At 63.9% G+C, this 25,487-nt stretch carries 25 protein-coding genes; 11 read left to right on the top strand and 14 right to left on the bottom strand.

The genetic code is table 11. The features are described from left to right. Positions 1-4: 4 nt before the first annotated feature. Complete coding sequence (gene pip, locus NCS67_RS15060; protein WP_008353760.1) at positions 5-994, bottom strand: prolyl aminopeptidase; 990 nt, start codon at positions 992-994, stop codon at positions 5-7. Between the two features lie 153 nt (positions 995-1,147). Between pip and NCS67_RS15055 the strand changes: the two genes are divergently transcribed. Beyond that, positions 1,148-1,861: a lysophospholipid acyltransferase family protein gene (locus NCS67_RS15055; protein WP_250435576.1), complete on the top strand. Its 714-nt coding sequence runs from the start codon at positions 1,148-1,150 to the stop codon at positions 1,859-1,861. Between the two features lie 7 nt (positions 1,862-1,868). Here the strand turns inward: NCS67_RS15055 and NCS67_RS15050 are convergent, their stop codons facing one another. Further along, positions 1,869-2,387: a response regulator transcription factor gene (locus NCS67_RS15050; RefSeq protein ID WP_235366236.1), complete on the bottom strand. Its 519-nt coding sequence runs from the start codon at positions 2,385-2,387 to the stop codon at positions 1,869-1,871. 53 nt (positions 2,388-2,440) lie between these two features. Further along, positions 2,441-3,379, bottom strand: coding sequence for a pca operon transcription factor PcaQ (pcaQ, locus tag NCS67_RS15045; protein ID WP_034471860.1), 939 nt, complete (start codon positions 3,377-3,379; stop codon positions 2,441-2,443). A 115-nt stretch (positions 3,380-3,494) separates the two neighbouring features. On the opposite strand from pcaQ, the gene pcaH reads away from it, so the two are divergent. From pcaH to NCS67_RS15030, 3 genes are all read left to right on the top strand, one after another. Beyond that, a complete protein-coding gene (gene pcaH / locus NCS67_RS15040) occupies positions 3,495-4,196 on the top strand; it encodes a protocatechuate 3,4-dioxygenase subunit beta (RefSeq protein WP_033536333.1) in 702 nt (233 codons plus the stop codon). 6 nt (positions 4,197-4,202) lie between these two features. After that, positions 4,203-4,811, top strand: coding sequence for a protocatechuate 3,4-dioxygenase subunit alpha (gene pcaG, locus NCS67_RS15035; protein ID WP_008353765.1), 609 nt, complete (start codon positions 4,203-4,205; stop codon positions 4,809-4,811). An 87-nt stretch (positions 4,812-4,898) separates the two neighbouring features. After that, positions 4,899-5,204, top strand: coding sequence for a DUF2288 domain-containing protein (locus tag NCS67_RS15030; RefSeq protein WP_008353766.1), 306 nt, complete (start codon positions 4,899-4,901; stop codon positions 5,202-5,204). Positions 5,205-5,252: 48 nt separating this feature from the next. On the opposite strand, the gene NCS67_RS15025 is transcribed toward NCS67_RS15030, so the two are convergent. Next, positions 5,253-6,341: an AI-2E family transporter gene (locus tag NCS67_RS15025; RefSeq protein ID WP_250435575.1), complete on the bottom strand. Its 1,089-nt coding sequence runs from the start codon at positions 6,339-6,341 to the stop codon at positions 5,253-5,255. A gap of 174 nt (positions 6,342-6,515) precedes the next feature. On the opposite strand from NCS67_RS15025, the gene NCS67_RS15020 reads away from it, so the two are divergent. Next, the gene (locus NCS67_RS15020) at positions 6,516-7,043 is read left to right on the top strand and encodes an OmpA family protein (RefSeq protein ID WP_167561848.1); all 528 of its coding nucleotides are present in this window, start codon (positions 6,516-6,518) and stop codon (positions 7,041-7,043) included. Here the strand turns inward: NCS67_RS15020 and NCS67_RS15015 are convergent. From NCS67_RS15015 to NCS67_RS15005, 3 genes are read right to left on the bottom strand one after another with little or no spacing between them, the layout of a single operon-like run. Next, positions 7,033-9,036, bottom strand: coding sequence for an acetyl/propionyl/methylcrotonyl-CoA carboxylase subunit alpha (locus NCS67_RS15015; protein WP_008353769.1), 2,004 nt, complete (start codon positions 9,034-9,036; stop codon positions 7,033-7,035). The genes NCS67_RS15020 and NCS67_RS15015 overlap by 11 nt on opposite strands. Positions 9,037-9,053: 17 nt before the next feature. Continuing rightward, a complete protein-coding gene (locus NCS67_RS15010; RefSeq protein ID WP_175979144.1) occupies positions 9,054-10,661 on the bottom strand; it encodes a carboxyl transferase domain-containing protein in 1,608 nt (535 codons plus the stop codon). Positions 10,662-10,671: 10 nt separating this feature from the next. After that, the gene (locus NCS67_RS15005) at positions 10,672-11,853 is read right to left on the bottom strand and encodes an isovaleryl-CoA dehydrogenase (protein WP_062603797.1); all 1,182 of its coding nucleotides are present in this window, start codon (positions 11,851-11,853) and stop codon (positions 10,672-10,674) included. 163 nt (positions 11,854-12,016) lie between these two features. On the opposite strand from NCS67_RS15005, the gene NCS67_RS15000 reads away from it, so the two are divergent. Further along, positions 12,017-12,751 carry a TetR/AcrR family transcriptional regulator gene (locus NCS67_RS15000; RefSeq protein ID WP_008353774.1) on the top strand — a complete coding sequence of 245 codons (735 nt, stop codon included), beginning with the start codon at positions 12,017-12,019 and terminating at the stop codon, positions 12,749-12,751. Here the strand turns inward: NCS67_RS15000 and NCS67_RS14995 are convergent. Beyond that, positions 12,741-13,637 carry a ferritin-like domain-containing protein gene (locus NCS67_RS14995; RefSeq protein WP_250435573.1) on the bottom strand — a complete coding sequence of 299 codons (897 nt, stop codon included), beginning with the start codon at positions 13,635-13,637 and terminating at the stop codon, positions 12,741-12,743. The genes NCS67_RS15000 and NCS67_RS14995 overlap by 11 nt on opposite strands. A gap of 86 nt (positions 13,638-13,723) precedes the next feature. After that, positions 13,724-15,136 carry an MFS transporter gene (locus NCS67_RS14990; RefSeq protein ID WP_250435572.1) on the bottom strand — a complete coding sequence of 471 codons (1,413 nt, stop codon included), beginning with the start codon at positions 15,134-15,136 and terminating at the stop codon, positions 13,724-13,726. Between the two features lie 374 nt (positions 15,137-15,510). On the opposite strand from NCS67_RS14990, the gene NCS67_RS14985 reads away from it, so the two are divergent. Further along, positions 15,511-16,305, top strand: coding sequence for an ABC transporter substrate-binding protein (locus NCS67_RS14985; RefSeq protein WP_008353777.1), 795 nt, complete (start codon positions 15,511-15,513; stop codon positions 16,303-16,305). 199 nt (positions 16,306-16,504) lie between these two features. Then, positions 16,505-17,620, top strand: coding sequence for a succinylglutamate desuccinylase/aspartoacylase family protein (locus NCS67_RS14980; RefSeq protein ID WP_175979142.1), 1,116 nt, complete (start codon positions 16,505-16,507; stop codon positions 17,618-17,620). Positions 17,621-17,635: 15 nt separating this feature from the next. Here NCS67_RS14980 and NCS67_RS14975 read toward each other — a convergent pair whose 3' ends face one another. Next, positions 17,636-18,004, bottom strand: a complete 369-nt coding sequence (locus tag NCS67_RS14975; RefSeq protein WP_175979141.1) for a nuclear transport factor 2 family protein — start codon at positions 18,002-18,004, stop codon at positions 17,636-17,638. 240 nt (positions 18,005-18,244) lie between these two features. On the opposite strand from NCS67_RS14975, the gene NCS67_RS14970 reads away from it, so the two are divergent. Continuing rightward, complete coding sequence (locus NCS67_RS14970; RefSeq protein ID WP_250435571.1) at positions 18,245-19,441, top strand: porin; 1,197 nt, start codon at positions 18,245-18,247, stop codon at positions 19,439-19,441. A 60-nt stretch (positions 19,442-19,501) separates the two neighbouring features. Here the strand turns inward: NCS67_RS14970 and NCS67_RS14965 are convergent, their stop codons facing one another. The 4 genes from NCS67_RS14965 to NCS67_RS14950 form a co-directional block, all read right to left on the bottom strand. Then, a complete protein-coding gene (locus NCS67_RS14965; RefSeq protein ID WP_008353781.1) occupies positions 19,502-21,148 on the bottom strand; it encodes a bifunctional aspartate transaminase/aspartate 4-decarboxylase in 1,647 nt (548 codons plus the stop codon). Positions 21,149-21,197: 49 nt separating this feature from the next. Further along, a complete protein-coding gene (gene aspT, locus NCS67_RS14960; RefSeq protein ID WP_008353783.1) occupies positions 21,198-22,889 on the bottom strand; it encodes an aspartate-alanine antiporter in 1,692 nt (563 codons plus the stop codon). A gap of 157 nt (positions 22,890-23,046) precedes the next feature. Then, the gene (locus NCS67_RS14955) at positions 23,047-24,108 is read right to left on the bottom strand and encodes an alkene reductase (RefSeq protein ID WP_250435570.1); all 1,062 of its coding nucleotides are present in this window, start codon (positions 24,106-24,108) and stop codon (positions 23,047-23,049) included. A 54-nt stretch (positions 24,109-24,162) separates the two neighbouring features. After that, the gene (locus tag NCS67_RS14950) at positions 24,163-24,456 is read right to left on the bottom strand and encodes an ArsR/SmtB family transcription factor (protein WP_008353786.1); all 294 of its coding nucleotides are present in this window, start codon (positions 24,454-24,456) and stop codon (positions 24,163-24,165) included. Positions 24,457-24,642: 186 nt separating this feature from the next. On the opposite strand from NCS67_RS14950, the gene NCS67_RS14945 reads away from it, so the two are divergent. Both NCS67_RS14945 and NCS67_RS14940 read left to right on the top strand, forming a co-directional pair. Then, the gene (locus NCS67_RS14945) at positions 24,643-25,050 is read left to right on the top strand and encodes a DUF6232 family protein (protein ID WP_250435569.1); all 408 of its coding nucleotides are present in this window, start codon (positions 24,643-24,645) and stop codon (positions 25,048-25,050) included. Between the two features lie 110 nt (positions 25,051-25,160). Then, positions 25,161-25,487, top strand: a complete 327-nt coding sequence (locus tag NCS67_RS14940) for a hypothetical protein (RefSeq protein ID WP_250435568.1) — start codon at positions 25,161-25,163, stop codon at positions 25,485-25,487.

The following is a 25,487-nucleotide window of genomic DNA, read 5'->3' as shown; positions in this document are numbered from 1 at the left end:
CGTCTCAGGCGGTCGCGCGCTTCGTCCGCGCGATCGCATCGGCGAGCGCCGCCGCGCCCGCGCGCAGCGCCGCGACATTGCCGGGCTCGAAAGTCCAGTGTCCCGCCGCATTCACGACGGTCAGTTCCGCGCCCGGCCAGTGAGCCGCGAGGTCGAGCGCCTGATCGGCCGGACACACCATGTCGAAGCGGCCATGCACGATCCGGCAAGGCAGATGCGCAATTCGCGCGATGAGCGGCAAGAGCGGGATCGGCGGCAGTTCGTTCGCCATGTAGTGCCGTTCGAGCAACGCCATCGAGATCGCCGCCGCGTTCGCTTCCGCGCTCGGACGTTTCTCTTCCTCGGCCGGTTCCTTCTCGGGCTTGTTGACGACGGAAAGCGTCGTCTCGTACTGCGTCCACGCGCGCGCGAGCCGCGTGCCGGCTTCGTCGAAGCGCGCGAGCGGCGCTTCGGTCATCCGCAAAATGTCCTGCCCGTTCGCGGGACGCTGGCCGCACGCCGCCTCGATGGCATCGAGGAACGCGCGATGCGCTTCCGGAAACACGCGCCGCACGTCCCATAGAAACCAGTCGATGTCCTCGCGCCGCGCGAGGAAGATGCCGCGCAGCAGAAAGCCCGTGCAGCGCTCGGGATGCGCGACGCCATACGCGAGCCCGAGCGTCGTGCCCCACGAGCCGCCGAAAATCGCCCATTGCTCGATCTGTAACGCGACGCGCAGCTTTTCCATATCGCCGACGAGCGCATCGATGCCGTTCGCTTCCAGCTTGCCGAACGGCGTGGACTTGCCGCAGCCGCGCTGATCGAAGAACACGACGCGCCATTTGTCCTGCTCCAGCACCTCGGCCCATTTGACGTTCATCGCGCCGCCGGGGCCGCCGTGCACGACGAGCATCACCGGCGCGTCGCGCGGGCCCTGCGCGCGCCAGTAGATCGAATGACCGTCGCCCACGTCGAGCATGCCTTCGTCGAACTGCACCGGCGTCTGATTTTCCATTGCGCTGTTTCCTTGCTGTGTGTTTCGTCGGGGTCCATTGTTGCATCGCTTCGATGACGCCGCATGACGCGAAACGCCGATCCAAGGCGTTTCACCCGATACGCTATGCTTGCGGATTCCCGCCGTTCATCCGACTGTCATTCACGAATCCCGATGCGACGCACCCTCGTCAAGTGGCTTTTTGCAACCTATCTGCTGGGCAGCGGCATCGTCTGGTCGGTTCTGATCCTGCCGCTCTTTCCGTTCGTCGGCCGCAACGGACGTTACCGGCTCGCGAAGCTCTGGTGCCGCGCGATGGTCGTGATGATGCGCGTCATCACCGGCGTGACGTGCTCGATCGAAGGTCTGGAGCATCTGCCCGACGGGCCGTGCATCATCCTGTCGCGTCACGAATCGACGTGGGAAACGCTTTCGTTCATGGCGCTCTTTCCGCGACGCATCAGCTTCGTGTTCAAGCACGAACTCATGAACATTCCGTTTTTCGGCTGGGTGCTGCGCGGGCTCGACATGGTGAGCCTCGACCGCGGCTCGATCCGTCAGGCGCATACGGCCGTGACGCGCGAATGCGCCGCGCGGCTGAAAAAGGGCGATTCCGTCGTGATCTTTCCGGAAGGCACGCGCGTCGCGCACGATGCGCCGCTCAAGCTGGCGTCGGGCGGCGTGCGTCTCGCGTGCGCGACGAAGGTGCCGGTCGTACCTGTCGTCCACGACGCGGGCAAGGTCTGGCCGGCGAAAGGGTGGCCGGATCGCGGCGGGCATATCCGCGTGATCGTCACGCCCTGCCTGCCGCTCGACTGCCAGATTCCGCAGGAATTGAACCGCCTCGCGCAGTCGCAAATGGACGATGCGCTCGCCGTGTTGCGCTAGACGGCGCTCAATACGGCGGACGTTTCTTTGCGGCGCACAAGCGGTTCACCGCGGCGATCAGCGTCCCCACGTCGACGGGCTTGCGCAAATAGCCGTCGTAGCTGACGAACGCCGGCGGGTTCGGATGCCCCGAAATCATCAGGAAAGGAATGTGCGCGAGCGACGCGTCGTTCTTCATCGTCTGGCAGAGCAGCGCGCCGCCCAAGCCCGGCATCATCCAGTCCGATACGACGATGTCCACGCTCTGTTCGCCGAGTATCGATAACGCCTTGTTGCCGTCGAACGCGCATAAGACATTGCAATCCTCGCCTTGCATAGAGAGGGTCCAGGCTTCGATGGTGGCGGGGTCGTCGTCGACGAGCAGTACAGTCTTCATCTTGCGAACTTGTTCGAGTGCGGCGCGTTTGTGCGGCGGGAGGTGCAGGACAAAGGCTGCCGGCAACATCGGTAGTGACTGCCGCCAAGGCCGATGGTTGCCGTCACCGCTTATCTGCAGCTTTTTGTCATAGTATTTCTTTCGCGCCAAATCTGCGCGGTAAATGCTGCTTCAGCAACTTGCGCGCCGCCCGGCGTCGGCGGTCATTTGCTCCCGGCGCGCGAGCGGCCGGCGTCGCGCAGTGCGTCGACGAGCGCTTCTTCCACCGGCGTGCGCGCGGCGTCGTTGCGGCGGATCAGGCCGATGGGCTCGTCGGTGCCCGCGAAGGGCATCGGCAGCGCGGCGAGCAGTCCGAGGCCGATGTCCTGCTCGACCGCGCCGGCCGGCACGAACCACACGGCGTCGTTGTTCATCGCGAGCGCGCGCCCAAGCGACACCGACAACGTTTCGACGAGCGCCGTCAGCGCGTGCGCGCCGAACGCGGTCAGCACGCTTTCCGCCGATTGACGGATCAGCGTGCCGAAAGGCGGCACGACGATCACGAAGCGCGCGAGCAGCGCGGGCGTGAGCGGCGTTTCGAGCGTCAGCGGATGCTCGCGGCGCACGACCACCGCGAGCGGCTCGCGATAAATCTGCTCGAAGGACAGCCCGTGCATCGCTTCCGGCTCGGACAAGCGTCCGACGACGAGATCGACGTCGCCCGCCTTCAGCTTTTCCAGCAAGAGCGCGTTGGAATCGGTCCAGACGGACAGCGACACCGCCGGCCACTGCTGCCGGAACGATGTCAGCGCGGGCGAAAGCAGCACCGGCGCGACCGTCGGCAGAACGCCTATCGAAATGGATCCCGGCACGTCGCCACGTTCCCGCAGAAGCATGTCGACGCCCTCGCGCAGCGACGCCACGCACGCGCTCGCGTGCGGCGCGAAGAGCCGGCCCTCGCGCGTAGGCACCGCGCCGCGCCGCCCACGCTCGAACAGCCGCACGCCTAGAATGGATTCGAGCTCGCCGATCGTTTTGGAAACGGCGGGCTGCGTGATCGACAGACTATCGGCGGCGCGCTGCACGCTGCCGAGTTGCGTGACGGCCAGAAAACACTGGAGATGCCGGAACTTGACGCGGGTGTTGGTGAAATCGGTATCCATGACGATCCGTTATGCAAGATGGCACGAAACATCATTTTCCATAACTTGTGTCGTTCTATAAAGTAGCCGTCAGAAACATCCTATTCAACTTCCACAAATACAGGAGACAGTCGACATGACCTCCCCCATCCTCACACCGCGTGACTGGGAATCCCATCCCGCGTATCTGTCGCCGGGTTACCGGTCGTCGGTCCTGCGCAGCCCCGGTTTGCCGCTCATTCCGCTGAAGGAAAATCTGCGCAACCGCCGCGTGCCGGTCTACGGTGCTGAAGACTTGGGCGTGCTCGACAACGACCTCACCCGTAACGCCGCGAAAAACGGCGAACCGCTCGGCGAGCGGATCATCGTGACGGGCCGTGTGCTCGACGAAGGCGGCCGTCCGGTGCGCAACACGCTCGTGGAAGTGTGGCAGGCGAACGCCGCCGGCCGCTACGTGCACAAGGCGGACCAGCACGATGCGCCGCTCGATCCGAACTTCCTCGGCGCGGGCCGCTGCCTGACCGACGACGAAGGCCGCTATCGCTTCATGACGATCAAGCCGGGCGCGTATCCGTGGGGCAACCACCCGAACGCGTGGCGTCCGCAGCACATCCACTTCTCGCTCTTCGGCGAATATTTCGGCTCGCGCCTCGTCACGCAGATGTATTTCCCCGGCGATCCGCTGCTCGATCTCGATCCGATCTACCAAGGCATTCCCGAGCACGCTCGCAAGCGTCTGGTTTCGGCCTTTTCGATCGACACGACGCAGGAAAACTACGCGCTTGGCTACGAATTCGACATCGTGCTGCGCGGCCCGGACCAAACGCCGACGGAGTAACCGAACATGACCACGCTGAAACAGACCCCTTCGCAGACCGTCGGACCGTACTTCGCTTACGGCCTCGTTCCCGAGCAGTACAACTTCGATCTGAAGAGCCTCTTCACCGCATCGGCGGCGGATCGTGAAGTGCCGGGCGAGCATATCGCCGTCGTCGGCAACGTGTTCGACGCGGAAGGCAAGCCCGTCAACGACGCGCTCATCGAAATCGCCCAAGCCGATGCGAACGGCCGCTACGTGCAGAGCGCGCAGGAAGCGCGGGAGTCGGGCTTTCGCGGTTTCGCGCGCTGCGGCACGGGCACGGATCCGAAGCTGCGCTTCATCTTCGATACGGTGAAGCCGGGCGCAACCGCCGACGATTCCGCGCCGCACCTCGATGTCATCGTGCTGATGCGCGGCATGCTGCTGCACACCTACACGCGCATCTACTTCGAGGACGAAACCGAAGCCAACGCGAAGGACACCGTGCTGCAGAGCGTGCCGGCGGAGCGCCGTCATACGCTTGTCGCGAAGCGCGAAGCGGGCGCGTCGGCCAAGCCGGGTTCGTCGGGCACGATCTATCGCTTCGACATCCATCTGCGCGGCCCGAACGAGACGGTTTTCTTCGATCTGTAAAGTTTCTCGCAGCAGTCGTTCGAAACGAGGGCGTCCGGCACTGCGCTATAGTGTCGGACGCCTTTCGTTTTTCTCCGCACTCTTTCCATGTCCGACGCTCCCACGCCCAGCCCGCTCTACGTCAAGCTTCTCGCCGAAACCGCCCAGATCGGCTGGTCCGAGCTGGAGCGCTTTTTCGCGCAAGGCAAGCTCATCTGGGTGAAGGGCGATCTCGATCTCGTAAGCGTCGCGGAAGCCATCGCCAACGACGACAAGCAGCAGGTCACGCAATGGCTTTCGGCGGGACTCGTCGAACGCATGCAGGCCGAGACCGCCGCCGATGTCGCCGCGCGCGATCCGCAACTGTGGGCGGTGGTGCTGTCGCCGTGGGTGTGCGTCCAGGAACGCGGGTGAACGGATGCAGTCGCGCTGCCTCGCGACACCGCAGTAAGCGCTGAAGCGCTAACTGCGGTTGTCGACGTAATCCGTCCACAGCACGACGAGAATCGTCATCAGCGCCGGGCCGATGAAAAGGCCGATCAGCCCGAACGTCTCCGCGCCGCCGAGAATGCCGAACAGCACGAGCAGAAACGGCAGCCGCGCCGATCCGCCGATCAGCACCGGCCGCACGAAGTGCTCCGCCACGAACACCACGATCAGCCCGAACACGGCGACGCACGCCGCCGCGATGGTCGAGCCTTGCGCGAGCAGCCATAGCGCCGAGCCGAGAAAGACGATCGGCGCGCAGAACGGCAGCATCGCCGCGACGGCCGTCAGCATGCCCAGCAGCGTCGCATGCGGCACGCCCGTCACCGCATAGGCGACGCCGAGCAGCGCGCCCTCCCCCAAGCCGACGACCACGAGCCCCACGACCGTGCTGCGCACCGATTCGGCCATCCGGCGAACGATCGCGGCGCCATCCGGGCCGAACGCGCGGCGCGAACCCGCGAGCAGTTGCTCGCCGAGCTTCGAACCCGCGAGAAACACGAAGAAGAGCGTCATCAGCATGAAGCCGAAGATGACGAAACCATGCACGACGCGCCCGCCGAAGTGCCGCGTCATCGCGACGACCGTCGCGCTATGCAGGTTCTTCACTGCGGGCGATGCTTCGAGCGGCGTCGCGAGATTCTCCTGCCACCAGCGCGCGACTTGTTGCGAACCCATCGGCAGATGCTCGATGAACGCGGGCATCGGAAGGCCGGTGCGCAGCACTTCGTGGAACCAGTGGAGCATGTCGCGCGCTTCGCTCACCGTCTGCGCCGCGACGATGAAAAACGGCACGACGAAAAGCAGGCCGATGGCCGCGGTCAGCCCGACAGCAAGCACGTTGTGATGCCGTGTGAACATGGGCCGGCGTTCGAGCCAGCCGAAAGCCGGCCACAGCGCAATCGCGATCACGCTCGCCCAGACGACCGCCGGAATGAAGGTACGCGCCGTATAGAGCGCGACCAGAACGAGCACGGCATAGAGCGCGGCGGAAGCGGTGCGCTGCATCTTTCGCGTGCGCTCGGATGAGTCCGGGGTCGGGTCGTTGCGCGGCTGGATCGGCATGGATGATGAGGCTCTGTTCGTGAGATCGATGACCGGCGAAACATGAAAGCTCGCCAGCATTGTAATCACGCACGAATCATTCCACTCGATGCGCGCTGTCAGGCAACGTTATTTACAGAAGGCACCTTTCGCGCTCCCTATAATCGAGACTCGATTTCGATGCAGGACTATGCAATGAAGGCAATGGCTTCGCGCGCAACGGTGGGCGCATGTGTGTCGCTCGCGCTGCTCGCCGGATGTTCAAGCGGGCTCAATCGGTCGAAGGAAGACCGGTTGAACGCGCAATACGGCATCACGATGTTGCCGGTCAAGGGAGGCGTGGAGATGCGCTTGCCGAACACGCCGCTCTTCGATACCGATGAATCGACGCTTCGCCGCAGCGATTCGCCGATGCTCGATCGCGCGGCGCAAGTGTTGAAGCGCAGCATGCGGCCCGTGCTGATCGAAGGCCATACCGACAACGAAGGCTCGCTCGCCTATAACCGCGCACTGTCGGCGGCGCGCGCCGATGCCGTCGCGCAGGCGTTGATCGCGCGCGGCGTGCCCGCCGAACGCATCACGACGAAGGGCATGGCGTATCTGCGGCCCATCGCGACGAACGACACCCGTGAAGGGCGCGCACTGAATCGCCGCGTGGAAATTCTCGTGCGCGCCGAGAGCGAAGAGACGCTGCTCGGCGCGCCCGCCAAGGTCAAGCGCTAGCGGCCTGCTCGACTTCCAGCACGAGCAATTGCGAGCCGTCGGCGACCTGATCGCCGACCTCGAACAGAATCTCGCCGATCTTGCCCGTCGCCGGAGCCACGATCGTGTGCTCCATCTTCATCGCTTCCATCACCATCAGCGGCGCGCCCTTCGTCACGGATGCGCCCGTTTCCACGAGCACCGCGATCACCTTGCCGGGCATCGGCGCGGTGAGACGGCCTTCGTGCTCGGCATCGCCCGCGTGCGCCATCAGGTTCTGCCATTCGAACTGGAACGCCGCGCCTTCGTGGAAGACGTGGAAGACGTCGCCGTCGGTGAAGACATGGCCTTTGATCAGCGCATCGTCGAGTTGCACCGCGAACGATGTCTCGCCGCTATGCGACCAGTCGAAGCGCGCGCTGGCATCGTCGAGACGCAGGCGCTTCTCGCCGTTCTTCGTGAACACGACCTTGAGCGTTTCGTCGGTATCGAGCGCGCGCCAGTTCAAATCCTGGCTGTAGCCGCCCGCCATGCGCCAGTGCGACAGCGCATCCCACGGCGAATGTCCGTGCGCCTCGCCGCCCTCGCGCGTGAGCAGCGCGGCGCATGCGAGCGCGAGCCCCTTCTTGCGCGAGACGTGCGTCGGCGCGAAGAGCGCATCGTGATGACGCTCGATCAGGCCCGTATCGAGATCAGCCGACGCGAACGGCTCGCTCTTCACGATGCGCTGCAGGAACTCGACGTTCGTCGACAAGCCGACGATCTCGCATTCCGCCAGCGCGCGCGCCATGCGGGCGAGCGCGTCGCGACGGTCGCGCCCATGCACGATCAGCTTCGCGATCATCGGATCGTAGAACGGCGTGATGGCATCGCCCTGACGCACGCCGCTATCGACGCGCACGTCGCCATCGATCGAAAACTCAACCGCGTGCGGCATGCGCACGTGCTTGAGCGTGCCCGTCGACGGCAGAAAGCCGCGCGACGGATTCTCCGCATAGATGCGCGCCTCGATCGCGTGGCCATGCACCTTCAGCTCGTTTTGCTTCAACGGCAGCGGCTCGCCCGCCGCCACGCGCAGTTGCCACTCGACGAGATCGAGGCCCGTAACCATCTCTGTCACCGGATGCTCGACCTGCAGGCGCGTGTTCATCTCCATGAAGTAGAACTGGCCGTCCTGCGTCATGATGAATTCGACCGTGCCCGCGCCGACGTAATTCACGGCGCGCGCCGCCGCGACCGCAGCTTCGCCCATCGCGCGACGGGTTTCGTCGTTGAGGCCGGGCGCGGGCGCTTCTTCCAATACTTTCTGATGGCGCCGCTGCACGGAGCAATCGCGATCGAATAGATAGACCGCGTTGCCGTGCTTGTCCGCGAAAACCTGCACTTCGACGTGACGGGGACGCAGCAGATACTTCTCGATCAACACGCGATCGTTGCCGAAGCTCGACGCCGCCTCGCGCTTGCACGACGCGAGCGCCGCCGCGAAATCCTCGCTTCTCTCGACGACGCGCATGCCCTTGCCGCCGCCGCCCGCGCTCGCTTTCAGCAGCACCGGATAACCGATGCGATCCGCTTCGCGCTGAAGCAGCGACGGATCCTGATCGTCGCCGTGATAGCCGGGCACGAGCGGCACCGATGCGGATTGCATCAGCGCTTTCGCGGCGGCTTTCGAACCCATCGCGCTGATCGCCTCGACGGGCGGTCCGATGAACACGAGTCCGGCTTTTTCGCACGCGTTCGCGAATGCTTCGTTTTCCGAAAGAAATCCGTAGCCCGGATGAATTGCTTGCGCGCCGGTTTTCTTCGCTGCATCGACGATGCGCTCGATGCGCAGATAACTCTCCGACGCCGCCGATCCGCCGACATGCACCGCTTCATCGCAGACATCGACGTGTTTCGCTTTGGCATCGGCGTCCGAATACACCGCGACGCTGCCGACGTTCAGGCGCTTCGCCGTCGCCGCGACGCGGCATGCGATCTCGCCGCGGTTCGCTATGAGTATTTTGTTGAACATGGCGTTACATCCCGAGGTCACATGCGGAACACGCCGAAGCGTGTTTCTTCGATAGGTGCGTTCATCGTCGCGGCCAATCCGAGGCCCAGAACGTCGCGGGTCTGCGCGGGATCGATCACGCCGTCGTCCCACAGACGCGCGCTCGCGTAATACGGATGCCCTTGCACTTCGTATTGATCGCGGATCGGCGCCTTGAACGCTTCCTCGTCCTCCTTCGACCACGTGCCGCCCTTCTTCTCGATGCCGTCGCGCCGCACCGTCGCGAGCACGGACGCGGCCTGCTCGCCGCCCATCACCGAGATGCGCGCGTTCGGCCACATCCACAGAAAGCGCGGCGAATACGCGCGGCCGCACATGCCGTAATTGCCCGCGCCGAACGAGCCGCCGATGATCACCGTGAACTTCGGCACCTTGGCGGTCGCGACCGCCGTCACCATCTTGGCGCCGTTGCGCGCGATGCCTTCGTTCTCGTACTTGCGGCCGACCATGAAGCCCGTGATGTTCTGCAGGAACACGAGCGGAATCTTGCGTTGCGCGCACAGTTCGATGAAATGCGCGCCCTTCAAGGCGGATTCGCTGAAGAGAATGCCATTGTTCGCGACGATGCCGACCGGATGCCCCCAGATATGCGCGAAACCGCAGACGAGCGTCGTGCCGTAGCGCGCCTTGAATTCGTCGAAAGCGGAATCGTCGACGATGCGCGCGATCACTTCACGCACGTCGAAAGGCTTGCGCGTATCGACGGGAATCACGCCGTAGACGCTTTGCGGGTCATAGCGCGGCGGCAGCGGTTCTTTCAATGCGAGCGTCGGCGTCTTCACGCGATTCAGATTGCCGACGATGCTGCGCGCGATGCCGAGCGCATGCGCGTCGTTCTGCGCGAGATGATCGGCGACGCCGGACAGACGCGTATGGACATCGCCGCCGCCGAGATCTTCGGCGCTGACTTCTTCGCCCGTCGCGGCTTTCACCAACGGCGGACCGCCGAGAAAGATCGTGCCTTGATTCTTGACGATGATCGATTCATCGCTCATCGCGGGCACGTACGCGCCGCCCGCCGTGCACGAGCCCATCACCACGGCGATCTGCGCGATGCCTTGCGCCGACATGTTCGCCTGGTTGTAGAAGATGCGGCCGAAGTGATCGCGATCGGGAAACACGTCGTCCTGATTCGGCAGATTCGCGCCGCCCGAATCGACGAGATACACGCACGGCAGGCGGTTCTGCTCCGCTATTTCCTGCGCGCGCAAATGCTTCTTCACGGTGACGGGATAGTACGTGCCGCCCTTGACCGTCGCGTCGTTGCACACGACGACGCACTCCTGCCCCGCAATGCGCCCGATGCCGGTGATGATGCCCGCGCCGGGCGCGTCATCGTTGTACATACCGTACGCCGCGAGCTGCGACAGTTCGAGAAACGGCGTGCCCGGATCGAGCAGTTGCGCGATGCGATCGCGCGGCAGCAGCTTGTTGCGCGATACGTGCTTGTCGCGCGCGGCCGCGCCGCCGCCTTCCGCGATCTTGGCGATCTTCTCTTTGAGGTCCGCGACGAGCGCTTCGAGCGCCGCCGCGTTCGTGCGGAATTCCTCGCCGCGCGGATTCAGTTTCGATTCGATGATCGTCATGACGCGCGCCTCAAGCCGTCTCGGCGAACAGTTCGCGGCCGATCAGCATGCGGCGGATTTCGCTCGTGCCTGCGCCGATTTCATAGAGCTTCGCATCGCGCCACAGACGGCCGACCGGATATTCGTTGATGTAGCCGTTGCCCCCGAGCACCTGAATCGCTTCGCCGGCCATCCACGTCGCTTTTTCGGCGGTGTAGAGAATGACGCCCGCGCAGTCCTTGCGCACTTGCCGCACGTGGTCCGAGCCGAGCGTATCGAGCTGACGGCCGACGGCGTAAAGATACGCGCGGCACGCTTGCAGCGTCGAGTACATGTCCGCGACCTTCCCCTGAATGAGCTGGAATTCCCCGATCGCCTGACCGAACTGCTTGCGATCGTGGATATACGGCACGACCGCGTCCATGCACGCGAGCATGATGCCGGTCGGCCCGCCCGCGAGCACCGCGCGCTCGTAGTCGAGGCCGCTCATCAGCACTTTCGTGCCGCCGTTCAGTTGACCGAGAATGTTCTCCTTCGGCACTTCGACGTTCTCGAACACGAGTTCGCCGGTATGCGAGCCGCGCATGCCGAGCTTGTCGAGCTTCTGCGCAACCGAAAAGCCTTTCATGCCCTTCTCGACGATGAACGCCGTGATGCCGCGCGGACCGGCTTCGATGTCCGTCTTCGCGTACACGACGAGCGTGTCGCAATCCGGCCCGTTGGTGATCCACATCTTGGTGCCGTTGAGCACGTAGTGATCGCCCTTTTCCTCGGCGCGCAGCTTCATGCTGACGACGTCGGAACCGGCGTTCGGCTCGCTCATCGCCAGTGCGCCGATATGCTCGCCGGACACGAGCTTCGGCAGATACTTGCGCTTTTGCGCCTCGGTGCCATTGCGATGAATCTGGTTCACGCACAGATTCGAATGCGCGCCGTACGACAACCCGACCGACGCCGACGCCCGCGAAATCTCTTCCATCGCGACCATGTGCGCCGTATAGCCCATGTTCGCGCCGCCGTATTCCTCGGAGACCGTCATGCCGAGCACGCCGAGATCGCCGAATTTCTTCCAGAGGTCCATCGGGAACTGATCGCTGTGATCGATCTCGCCCGCGCGCGGTGCGATTTCCTTCGCTGCGAAATTGGCGAGCGAGTCGCGCAACATGTCGATGTCTTCGCCCAACGCGAAATTCAGGCCGGGTACGTTGCTCATGGGTCGTCTCCTCCAGATGCGATGTTTTCGGTGCGTCCTGAAATATGAGCCTCACTCACACAGGACCACAAACCACGGAATGGGGCAATTTCACGCTCAAATCGCCTAGCCGTCAATAGATTTTTGAGCTACGCTCACATTTATTTCCCCACGTTTCCCGCCAATGTCGACGCAAACCACCGCCACCGGCCGCCGCGCGCCCGCCGGCGTCAAATCGCAGCAGCGCGTGAAGGACATCCTGCAGGCGGGGCGCGACGTCTTCGCCGAGAAAGGCTACGACGCCGCGACGAGCGCCGAGATCGCGCAGCGCGCGGGCATTTCGGAAGCGACGGTGTTCAGCTATTTCAGCGGCAAGCGCGAGTTGTGCGCGCGCGTCATCGCGGATTGGTACGACGAAATCATCGATGCGTTCGAGAGCGGCCTCCCGCGCGACGGCTCCGTGCGGCAGCAGTTCGCGTTCATCGTCAGAACGCACATGCGGCTGATGCTGATGAACGGCACCGGGTTGTGCGCGCTCGTACTGTCGGAAGGCCGCACGAAGCAGCACGATCTCTCCGACACGCTGACCGAGCTGCAACGCCGCTACACCGCGCCGCTGATGGACGTGCTCGCGCGCGGCCAGGCGCTCGGCCACGTGCGCGCCGACATGCCGTTGCGTCTGTTGCGCTCGCTCGTTTTCGGGCCGATGGAGCACGTCCTGTGGGACGCGACGCTCGCGAAGCGCCGCCTGAGTCAGACTCAGATCGAGACGACGGCGAACGAATTGGTGGAAGTATTGTGGGCGGCGCTGCAGCCGCCGAACGCGCAGCTGGCGGCGCTCGCGCAGTTCCGGCAGGACGTCGAGGAAGCGTCGCGGCGCTTCGAAGCGAGCGCCGCGCGCGAGAAACCTACTTCTTGACGAAGCGCAGCGCGAGCCGCGCGAGTTTCGGCACGGTCGTCGGACGCAGCAGGCGCGCGTCGTAACCGCCCATGCGGCGATCATTTTCGGCCAGACACAGTTCGATCAGCGAGCGAACCGATACATCGCCGGCGACCGAATCGCCGACATTCGCCGGAAAGTTCGCATCCTGCGCCGCGCCGCTCTTGTCGAAGCCGCGCGCGAGCGAGATGCGGTCGCGAATCAGCGAAATCCACACGCTCGCGGTCTTGACCAGGAACCACGGCTTGCGATACCAAGGCAGACTCCGCCGATACCACGCGACCCAGTTCGCGAAAAACAGGATGTGCCGCGCCTCTTCCTGAATCACCGGCTCGAAGGTTTCGACGAGTTCCTCGGGAAAATAACCCGATTGTCGCGCCGCCTCGAATAGGCCGAACGCGAAGAAACTGTCGATGCACTCGCTGTAACCCGTGAGCATCCACGCGCGCAATGCATCGTCGGGAGCGGGATACGGCGGTTCGGGCGCGAGCTCGATGCCATATGCCTCGACGAGCTTCGACAGCACCAGCTTGTGCCGCGCTTCCTCGCCGCCGTTCATGCGCAAGGCTTCGCGCAATTGCGGATCGCCGACGGTGCCCGCGTAGGTCGCGACGCGGATCGACGCGCGCCCTTCCGTCTGCACCGCGATATCCCAGATCGGCAGCGAAGTCACGCGCTTCAACGCCGCGGGATCGAGCTTCGGCCAGTCGATGACGGCCGGCTTGTACGGATTGTGCGTCGTCAGCAACATCTCGCAGAACATGCGCTTGTGCAGGTCCGAACCGATCGGAATCTTCCCCGTCGACCGGTACGTCCAGTTGCGCATCGCATGATCTGCTTCCACCGGGTTGAGCGTGTCGGACATATTCGAATATTGGCCGCCGAATGGGTAGGTCCTGCGGATTTTGGCATACAGGACGCTGACTCGCAGCATCATGCGCGCATTTTCGCCTATCGCGAGATTTTCTCCAGCGCGAGATCGCGCGTTCGCGGGCCCATGAAACCGATCGCGGCCATCACGATCAGCATCGCCGACGCGATGAACACGAACACGCCCGTCGTCCCGAAACCCTTCAGCACGCCCGCGATGATGAACGACGTGAAAATCGCGGAGAAACGGCTCCACGAATACACGAAACCGACGGCGCGCGCGCGGATGCTCGTCGGAAAGAGTTCGGTCTGATACGCGTGATAGCTGTACGACATGATGTTCGCGGAGAGCGTGAGGCCGACGCCCATCGCGATCAGAAACGCCGGGTTGCCCGACTGGCTGAAGGCCAGCCCGCAGACGATGTTGAGCGCGGCCATCGCGACGATCGCGGTCTTGCGCTCGATCCTGTCGGCAATGGCGAGCCCGATGATCGGTCCGACCGGCGCGGCGATCGCAATGATGCTCGAATACATCAGGCTCGACGTCACCGTGATGCCCTGCTTGACCAGCAGCGTCGGCACCCAGTTGGCGAAGCCGTAAAAACCGACGGTCTGGAATATGTTGAAGATGATCATCATCGCGGCGCGCTTGCCGTAGGGCGGCTTCCACATGTCGGCGAACGCGCCGCGCCGCTCCGCTGTCTCGACGGCGGGTTCGGGCAGCGGCAGCGGCTTGCCGTATTCGCGCGCGACTTTCTCTTCGAGCGCGCGCATCACGCGATCGGCTTCGTCGAGGCGTCCTTTCTGCGCGAGCCAGCGCGGGCTTTCGGGCAGCGTGCGGCGAATCCACCAGACGAAGAGCGCCCCGTGCGCGCCGATGATGACGACCCAGCGCCAGCCGTCGATGCCGAAGGGCGCGCGCGGCACGAGCAGATAGGCGAGAAACGCGACCACCGGCACCGCCATGAAACCGACCGCCTGCTCGCACGCGAACGCGCGCCCGCGGATGTGTTTCGGCGCGAGTTCGGAGATATACGTGCCGATCGTCACCAGTTCCACCCCGATGCCCACGCCCGCGACGAAGCGCCAGATGTTCAGGCCGGTCGCCGTCTCTTGGAACGCCATGACGAGGTTGGCGCCGGTGTACCAGAGCAGCGAATACGTGAAGATCGCGCGCCGTCCGAAGCGGTCGGCGAGAAATCCGCAGGCGATCGTGCCGATGAAAAGCCCCGCGAACAGCGACGCGATAAAGCTCGCGACGCCCGTCATGCCGAAAAGTCCGCTGGTCGTCGGCGTGAGAATGCCGCTTTTGACGAGACCCGGTGCGACGTATCCGGAATACAGCAGATCGTAGAGCTCGAAGAAGAAACCGAGGCTCAAAAGGACGATGAGCGTCCAGACGGAGCGCGTGGCGGGCAGGCGATCGAGCCGGGCGGAAATGCTGCCGGCGGTGACGGGAAGCGCCTGTGCGTGTGCGCTGCGGGGTGTTGCCATCGGGGTGTCTCCTCATGAGGCGGGGTGCGCCGCGCGGCATCGCTGGCGCGGCGCGGTCGGACGAGGGACGAATTTTAACCGGGTAGGTAACATGAGCTGGAAGCTGAATCCCGTCGCCTCGTGCGTCACACCGATCGCCATCGGACTGCCGGGGTTCCGGAAGAACCACCCGCTCAGCCCCCGATACGAAGAAAAGCTCTAAAGCCCCGCTATCCGGGCTTTTACTAGCTCCCGAACTATTTTGGCTTGGTAACCTTCTGCCGATTCTGAACGGACACGATCCGCGGAATATCATGCTCTGGCGCCCAACGACGCGCCGGACGTCCGGTACGAGACCTTCCGGGCTGAACTGACCACCTTCTGGAGTTAAAACAGTGAAGAAACTGCTCGCGGCACTGACGATGTCCCTTCTCGCCGCCACGTCGCTCACCGCCGTCACGCCGGCGCTTGCGAAGGACTATTCGACGATCCGTTTCGGCGTCGACGCAAGCTATCCCCCGTTCGAGTCGAAGGGTTCCGACGGCAAGCTGGTCGGTTTCGACATCGATCTCGGCAATGAGATCTGCGCGCGCCTGAAGGCGAAGTGCGTGTGGGTGGAAAACGACTTCGACGGCATGATTCCCGCGCTCAAGGCGAAGAAGTTCGACGGCGTGCTTTCCTCGATGTCGATGACGCCGCAACGCGCCGAGCAGATCGCCTTCTCGAGCAAGCTCTTCAACACGCCGACGCGCCTCGTCGCGAAAAAGGGCAGCAACATCCTGCCGACGGCCGAAAGTCTGAAGGGCAAGAACGTGGGCGTCGAACAGGGCACGATCCAGGAAACCTACGCCAAGACCTACTGGGCGCCGAAGGGCGTGACAGTCACGCCGTACCAGAACCAGGACCAGGTCTATGCCGATCTGATCTCGGGCCGCCTGGACGCCGCGCTGCAAGACGCGGTGCAGGCTGAAATCGGCTTCCTGAAGACGCCGCGCGGCGCGGGCTACGACTTCGCCGGTCAAAACATCGACGATCCGAAGACGCTCGGCAACGGCGCGGGCATCGGTCTGCGCAAGGAAGACACCGATCTGAAGGCAAAGATCGACAAGGCTATCGCCGACATCATCAAGGACGGCACCTACAAGAAGCTCGAAAAGAAGTACTTCGACTTCGACGTGTACGGCAGCTAAGCCGCTCGCCACAAGCCACACCGGCTGACGAACGGGCTCCGCGCTCAAGGGCGCGGAGCCCGTTTGCTTTTCGGACAGCGGTTTCGGCGGCCGATTTCCGCTAAGATCGAACGTTCGAGACAGCGCCGACGGAAGGAGACGCCGCGGCGCGGAGCACTTTTCCGAGGCAAGACCGCGCACTCGCCTGCGCGCGACCAACATGCAAACCAGAACTCATTCCCTGATCTCGCCGACGCTCGGCACTTCCCGCAACATCACGAGTTTTCACTACGGCCCCGGCGGCGGCCAGAAAATCTACGTCCAGTCGTCGCTGCACGCGGACGAACTGCCCGGCATGCTCGTCGCATGGCGTCTGCGCCGCCAGCTCGCCGAATTCGAAGCGGCGGGCAAGCTGCGCGGCGAAGTCGTCATCGTGCCGGTGCCGAATCCGATCGGCCTGTCGCAACATTTGCACGGCACGCTGATGGGCCGCTTCGAGACCAACAGCGGTCACAACTTCAACCGCAATTTCCACGATCTCGCCGCGCTGATCGCGCCGCGCATCGAAGCGCGCCTCGGCAAGGACGCCGGCGCGAACAAGCTCGCCGTGCGCGCCGCGATGAAAGAAGCGCTCGACGAGCAGACGCCGCACACCGAGCTCGAATCGCAACGCCTCGCGCTGCAAAAGCTTTCCTTCGACGCCGATGTCGTGCTCGATCTGCACTGCGATCTCGACGCCGCGCTGCATCTCTACACCAATCCGGACATCTGGGACGAAGTCGAGCCGCTCGCGCGCTATCTCGATGCAAGAGCGTCGTTGCTCGCGCTGAATTCGGTCGGCAATCCGTTCGACGAAATCCACAGCTTCTGCTGGTCGGATTTGCGCCAGCGTTACGGCGAGCGCTTCCCGATTCCGAATGGCGGCATTTCGGTGACGGTCGAACTGCGCAGCCAGCACGACGTGTCCTACGAACTCGCGGATAAAGACGCGCAGGCCATCGTCAACTATCTGATCCACCGCGGCGTGATCGACGCGCCCGTGCCCGAGCAGCCGCCGCTCGCGTATCCGGCGACGCCGCTCGCGGGCGCGGAGCCGATCGTCGCGCCGGCGTCGGGCGTGCTCGTGTTTCGCGCGCAAGTGGGCGCGTTCATCGAAGCGGGCGAGCCGATCGCCGATATCGTCGATCCGCTCACCGATGTCGTCACCACGCTCAAGTGCACGACCTCCGGCGTGATGTACGCACGGCATATCACGCGCTTCGCGACGGCCGGGCTGGAAGTGGCGCGCATTGCGGGCGCGAAGGCCTATCGCACGGGCTCGCTGCTGTCGGCGTAAGCGTTTCGCGGCGGATCAGAACGGCGCGAGACAACATTGCGCCGCGACGATCTTCCACGCGCCGCCAATGTCACCCCACGTTCGCGTGTAGCGCAAGCTGCCCGCGAACGGCGCGCCCGCGAACGTTCCCGAAAGCGCCACGCGCGTGACCGTCACGGCAAACGCGCCGTACACGCGCACGCTCTGATCCTCGACGTCCAGTTTCTCGATGCGCTGCATGCCGTAACGATGCCCGTTGAGATCGTCGGACTTCGTCCAGACCTTGCCGGTCGCATCGACGAAACTGAGGTCGTCGGCCAATAGCGCATCGAGTGCGTCCACGTCCGATGCCAGCATCGCCTTCTTCAGGCGCTCCTCCAGTTCGCGGATTCCTTGCTCGTCCATGTTTTCGCTCGCGGTGACGGAACCGAGAGCATCGCATCGGACGCGCCGAATACACAAGCGCCGATATTTCGCCATCCCTGTTGCACGCGCGACACACCGCAAGGCGGCTGAAAGCACTGTCACATTTCTTTCTTTAGCGCCCGCTACATTTGCGCCCGTCGAACGCCACGCGCCATCAGAGCGCGACGCACTGCAGACACCGTCAACAACCACACCGCGAACCATCATACGGAGCTTGTTTTGAAGAAGAATCTCTTGGCGACCGCCGCGCTCGCCACCTTTGCCGCCCTCGCCGCCACGTCCGCGCAAGCGCAAAGCAGCGTAACGCTCTACGGCATCATCGACGCCGGCATCAGCTACGTGAACAACAGCACGCAAACCGCGACGCGCGCGGGCGATAAGCTCTTCAAGTACGACGACGGCGTCGCGCAAGGCAGCCGTTGGGGCCTGAAGGGTTCGGAAGACCTGGGTGGCGGCCTGAAGGCGATCTTCACGTTGGAGAACGGCTTCAATAGCGGCACCGGCACGCTCGGCCAGGGCGGCGCGCTGTTCGGCCGTCAGGCATACGTCGGTCTCGCGAAGAACGACGTCGGCTCGCTGACCTTCGGCCGTCAATATTCGTTCTCGACCGATTACCTCGGCAGCAACTATTCGATCGGCGGCCAGACGCTCGCGGGCAACTACGCGTATCACATGAACGACGTCGACCAGCTGACGTCGAGCCGCATCAACAACGCGGTCAAGTTCAGCAGCGCGAGCTTCTACGGCGTGACGTTCGGCGCGATGTACGGCTTCTCGAACCAGGCAGGCGCGTTCGCGGGCACGCCCAACACGACCGTCGGCACGACCACGACGGCGGGTTCGTCGCGCGCGTACAGCTTCGGCCTGAACTACAAGGCGGGTCCGTTCGGCATCGGCGCGGCGTACACCGACATCCGCTATCCGGCGGCATCGACGCCCGCGTTCAGCACGGCCGTCGCGAACATCCAGACGATGGGCACCGCGAACGCCGGCAAGGATCTGCGCACGTTCGGCGTCGGCGCGAACTACGCGTTCGGCGCGGCGACCGTGTTCGGCCTGTGGACCAACACGCTGTTCGAGCCGATCAACGGCGCGAGCTCCAAGCTCAACGCGTTCGATATCGGCGGCAAGTACAGCTTCACGTCGGCGCTGTCGGCCGGCCTCGGCTACTCGTACCTGAACATGACGGGCAACTCGAGCGGCCACTGGAACCAGGTCGACGCGAGCGTCGACTACGCGCTTTCCAAGCGCACCGATGTGTACGTGCTCGGCATCTATCAGAAGGCTTCGGGTTCGAACCGCGGCGTCGAGAATCAGGCGTCGATCGGTTCGTCGTCGTCGAGCTACTTCGGCACGTCGGGTCTGGGCGAAGACGATCAGCTTGCGTTCCGCATCGGCATCCGCCACAAGTTCTGAGCTTGCTTGCTGAGTTGACATGAGATCGGGCCGCCAGACGTATCGGGCGGCCCGATTTGTTTACCTCTTGTCGGACTTCTTGCCGACGGCCTTGTTATAGCGCTCGATGTACTCGTCCATCAGCTTACGGATCGCGCGGCCGATCTGCATGTAGTCGCTCTCGTTCAGATTCGCGAGCGACACGCGCCCCGACGGATGCTGCGTGCCGAAGCCGCGCCCCGGCAGCAGCACGACACGCGCTTCTTTCGCGAGCCTGAAGAGCATCTCCGAAGGCTCCGTGTTCTTGATGACCCAGTCGACCAGTTCGCGGCCGTGCCTGCGCTCGCCGAGATATTCGATATCGAGGATCGTGTAGTAATCGACTTCGTTCTTGTCCTCTTCTTCGAGCGCGATGCCGATCTCGCGATACAGCGCCTGCTTGCGGCTGCGGATCAGGCGCTTCAACGCGTTCTTGTACGCGTCGGGCGTGTCCATCAGCGAGAAGAGCGAGAACAGCACCATCTGCACCTGCTGCGGCGTCGACAATCCCGCCGTGTGATTCAGCGCGACGGTACGGCTGTCCGCAACCAGCCGGTCGATGAACTTGAGCTTGTCGGGCTCCGTCGTGATCGATTCGTAGCGTTCGTGAAGCTCCGCCCGTTTGTCCTTCGGCAGCGCGGCGAGCTGCTTGTCGAGCACGTTGTCGCGATGCGTCGCGATCGCGCCGAGACGCCAGCCGGTCGCGCCGAAATACTTGGAATACGAATAAACGAGGATCGTGTTCTTCGGGCACAACGCGAAGAGCGACACGAAATCGTCGGCGAAGGTGCCGTAGACGTCGTCGGTCAGAAGGATCAGATCGGGCCGCTCTTTCACGATCTCCGCGATGTATTCGAGGCTTTCGTCGTCCATCTTCACCGATGGCGGATTGCTCGGATTCACGAGGAAAAACGCCTTCACTTTCGGATCGCGCAGCTTGTCGAGCTCGGCCTTCGAGTATTGCCAGCCGCGGGCGACGTCCGCCTCCAGATTGACGACCTTCAGCTTGTAATCGTTCAGGCGCGGAATCTCGATGTACGGCGTGAAGATCGGGGTGCCGAGCGCGATCGTGTCGCCGGGCGCGATCAGGAAGTTCTCGCGCATCGTGTTGAAGATGTAGGTCATCGCGGCGGTGCCGCCTTCGACCGCGAAGACATCGAATTCGCCGACGAACGGATGCTTGCCGATCATCTCGCGCCGCAGGTATTGCGCGACGATCTGCTCCGACAGCTTCAGCATGCGGTCCGGCACGGGATAGTTCGATCCGAGGATGCCTTCGCACATCTCATAGAGAAAGTCGCCCGCGTTCAGGCCCAGCTGATCGCGCACATACGACACCGCGCCCGCAAGAAACGCGATGCCCGGCACGCCCTTGTTCTCGCGCGCGAAAATCTCGAAGCGCTCTTCGAGCCCTTCGCGCTTCGGAAAACCGCCGACGCCTTCCGGCATGTACGCGAACGAGCGCTCGGACTCGCGCATCGCGAAGAGGCCGAGTTGCCAGAAACCATGACGCGGTATCGTCGCGAGAAAGTTCGGATTGCCGCGCCCCGCATTGAGCATCGCGAGATTGGCCGGACGCTCGACCGCCCCGCCGCCCGCCGCCTTTATGAGCTCGTCCTTCAGCTCGAACGGGCTGAGCGCCGCCATGCCGGCGCGGTCGTTGGAACCCGATTTATCGGACTTTGCCATCCAACACCTCCAGAATTGATGATGGAAACAATGCGGCAGGAAGACCGCGTCACGTCAGCAGCATCACGATGACCATGCCCCAGATCGTGAGCAGCGTATTGCCGACCGCGTACGTCACCGTGTAGCCGAGGCCCGGCACCTGGCTCTTCGCGGCGTCGCAGATCATGCCGAGCGCGGCGGTGGTCGTGCGCGCGCCGGCGCAGATGCCGAGCAGGATCGCGGGATGAAACTTGAACACGTACTTCGCGATGTACATGCCGATGATGAGCGGCACCGCCGACGCGAAAATGCCCCACAGAAAGAGACTCACGCCGAGCTTCTGCAAGCCCGCGACGAAGCCCGGCCCCGCCGAAATCCCCACGACCGCGATAAAGACGTTCAGGCCGACTGAGTTCATGAACCAGATCGTCGGCGACGGAATGCGGCCGAACGTCGGATGGATCGCGCGCAGCCAGCCGAACACGATGCCCGCGATGAGCGCGCCGCCCGCCGTCGACAGCGTGAGCGGAATCGCGCCGACATGCAGCACGAGCGCGCCGATCAACGCGCCGAGCGTGATCGCGAGGCCGACGAACGCCATGTCGGCGGCGTCGGTCGGACGGTCGAGCACGCCGATCGCCTTCGCCGCCGCCGACGTGTCCTGCGTGCGGCCGACGAGCGTGATCGTGTCGCCCCGATGCAGCTTCGTGCTCGGCAGAATCGGTATCTGCGTTTCGGTCGCGCCGCGCTTGATCTTGCGCAGAAACACGCCGCGCGAAGCGGGCATATGCGCGAGCTCCTGCAGCGTCTTGCCGTCGACGGCCTTGCTCGTCACGTAGATATCGACGCCTTCGATCGGCACGGCGAGCAGTTCGGCGTCGTCCACTTCGGTCGCGACGCCGCCGAGCAGATCGACGAGCAGCTCGCGCCGCCCGGAGACCGCGACGACATCGCCCGGTTGCAGCACGTCGTCGATCTTCGCTTCCTGAATGGTTCCGCCCCGCCGAATCCGCTCGATGAAGAGCCGCGCGCCTTCCGGCTCCAGCGCTTCGGCCTGCGCGACCGACATGCCCGCCGCGCGCCCGTGCTCCGCCACGCGATACGCGCGCAGTTCGAACTTGTGCCACGCCTGCCCCGCGCCGCCGAGATCGCCGCCGCCGCCGAGCGTCGCCTCGTATTCCTTGCAGGCCGCGACGAGGTCGATGTTGAGCAGCTTCGGCCCGAGCATCGCGAGAATCAGCGCGGAGCCGATCGTCCCGAAGATATAGGTCACGGCGTAGGCGGTCGGCATCGCGTCGAGCAGCGCCTTCGCCTGATCCGGCGGCAGGCCGAGCCGGTTGATGGCGTCGGTGGCGAGGCCCATCGAAGCGGAAATTGTCTGCGAGCCCGCGAACAGGCCCGCCGCCGAGCCGACGTCATAACCCGCGATCTTCGCCGCCGCGTAAGGCGCCGCGAGGCACAGCACGCACTGGATGACGGAGAAGATCGCCTGCGGCAAGCCGTCTTTCGCGATGCCGCGCACGAACTGCGGACCGACGCCGTAACCGACGGCGAACAGGAACATCAGAAAGAAGACCGATTTGACGTTCGACGAAATGGTGATGCCTAGTTGCCCGATGGCGATGGCCGCGAGCAAGGTCGCCGTCACGGCGCCGAGGCTGAAGCCGCGAAAGCTTTTTCCGCCGACCCAATAGCCGACGCCGAGCGACAGAAAGATGGCGATTTCAGGATAACTGCGCAGTGTTGCCGTAAGCCAGGACATAGGCACTCCTTTGCGGTATGAGCCGCTCGCACATCAGCGATGAAGGGAATGAATGATCCGAACGCCAGCAATACACTATTTGGTGCAGCTTTGAAACCATCAATGAAAACAGCGGCCGGAGCCGCTGTTTTCATCGAGACGCTAACTTCGACGCGTCTTATTCCGCCGTTTCGAGCAACGGGTAATCCGTATAGCCCTTCGCGCCCGGCGCATAGAACGTCGACGTGTCCCAGTTGTTGAGATCGGCATCGACTTCGAAGCGGCGCACCAGATCCGCATTCGCGATGAAGGGCTTGCCCCACGCGACGGCATCGGCGTCGCCGCGGGCGATGATCGCTTCGGCGCTGGCCTTCGTGAAGCCTTCGTTGGCGATATACACGCCGCCGAACGCCTTCTTCAATTGCGGCCCGAGGCTGTCGGCGGCTTCATGCTCGCGTGCCGCGATGAACGCGATCTTGCGGCGGCCCAGTTCACGCGCGACGTAACCGAAGGTCGCGGCGCGATCGCTGTCGCCCATCGTGTGCGAATCCGCGCGCGGCGCGAGATGCACGCCGACGCGATCCGCGCCCCAAACTTCGATAGCCTGATCGACGACTTCGAGCAGCAGGCGCGCACGATTTTCGATCGGGCCGCCGTAGGCGTCGGTACGCTTGTTCGTGCTGTCCTGCAGGAACTGGTCGAGCAGATAGCCGTTCGCGCCGTGCACTTCGACGCCGTCGAAGCCCGCGCGCTTCGCGTTTTCCGCGCCCTTGCGGTACGCCGCGACGACACCGGCGATCTCATCCAGTTCGAGCGCGCGCGGCGTCACATACGGACGCTGCGGACGCACGAGGCTCACGTGTCCTCCCGCCGCGATCGCGCTCGGCGCGACCGGCAGTTCGCCATTCAAAAAGATCGGATCGGAAATGCGGCCGACGTGCCACAGTTGCAGGAAGATCTTGCCGCCCGTTTCGTGCACGGCCTTCGTGACGAGCTTCCAGCCTTCCACTTGCTCGTCGGACCAGATGCCCGGCGTGTCGGCATAGCCGACGCCTTGCGGCGTCACCGACGTCGCTTCGCTCAGAATCAGCCCCGCCGATGCGCGGTCTGCGTAGTACTGCGCCATCAACGCGTTCGGCACGCGTTCGACGCCCGCGCGCTGACGCGTGAGCGGCGCCATGATGATGCGGTTCTTCAACGTGAGTGCGCCAACTTTAAGCGGATCGAAAAGAGTCGACATGAATTGGATTCCTAATGAAATTGAAAGCAGACTTTCACCGAATGGCAAGCAAGCTCAGAGATTCCCGATGGAATCGCGAAACGCCTGAATGACCGCTTCGTCGCGCTTGAAGAACACCCACTGTCCAACGCGCTTCGTGGTGACGAGTCCGGCTTTGTGCAAGGTCGCGAGATGCGCCGAAACGGTGGACTGCGACATGCCGCAGCGCCCATCGATCTGACCCGCGCAAACGCCGTGCACGTGCGGCAATTCCTGATCAGGGAAATGCAGCTCGGGTTCCTTCAGCCATTCCAGAATCTCGCGGCGAAGGGGGTTGGCGAGGGCCTTGTGAATTGCGTCGATGTCCATTTCGTTGCTCGTCCGTCTGACGGACGGAACGTGCAGCCTGTTCCGAATCGTCTTGCTGCGAAGTATATATCGTAAATTTACGATATGCAAACCCCGCCGAATGCGTCGATGTGCGACATGCCGCCGCGCCGCGCCGTCTGGTACGCTCCCCGGTTTCATCGGCTGCAAGAAGACTGCACAAACCTTATGGATACTCCTTTCAATGAACGTGGCGTGACGCTTTCGCGCGCCGGACTCTCGGCGTCCGGTCAGATGATTCCGCTGCGCGATCTGCGCGCCGCGCGCGTCGTGATGATCCCGCGCCAGAAGCCTTTGCCGGTCATCATCGCGCTGATCGGGCTGATCGTGCTCGGCGCGGGCATCTTCACCGGCTCGGGCGCGGCGCTCGTGCTCGGCGTGATGATCGTCGTCGTGGGTTATCTCACCTGGATCACGCAGGACGTGATCTATCAGTTGATGGTCGCGACGCCCGACGGCGAGCGCGAAGTGCTCATCACGAAGGATCAGGAATTCGCGGACAAGGTCGCGGCGCTCGTCGGCGAGGCGGTCGCGAAACATGCGGCGAGCGCAGGCGCGAAGTCATCGCAAGCCTGATCTTGATGCGCCGTTTACACGGCGGCGCGCTTCTTTAGCCCGGCCTTTAGGCGCGCGGCGCTAGAGTGCGGGCATCGCCACAACGAGCCGTCGCCGGACGGCTTCCATCGATGGATATCCGCACATCAGACTCGATCGCTCTTTCCCGCGTGGTCAACGGCGGCTCGCCGCGCCGCCGCGAAGCACGCCACTGCGTCGCGTTCGATCTCACCGTTCCGGGACTGGATTCGTCGGCCGCACGCGACATGCTCGCGTATGCGTTCGGCGCGGGCACGCAGGCTTATATCGTGGAGACGAGCCGCCTCCGCGATTGCACCACGCTCCATGTCGAGACCGATCGCGATGACATCAACGATGTCATCGGCACGCTCACCGCGCATTTTCCCAACGCAACGCTCGGCCGCGTGACGCGCATTACGCGCATCACACGGCGCTGA

The sequence above is a fragment of the Caballeronia sp. ATUFL_F2_KS9A genome, assembly GCF_023630765.1.
GTDB classification, from domain to species: domain Bacteria; phylum Pseudomonadota; class Gammaproteobacteria; order Burkholderiales; family Burkholderiaceae; genus Caballeronia; species Caballeronia zhejiangensis.
The sequence above is the reverse complement of the archived record's forward strand: the minus strand, read 5'-3'. Positions and strand labels throughout refer to the sequence as shown.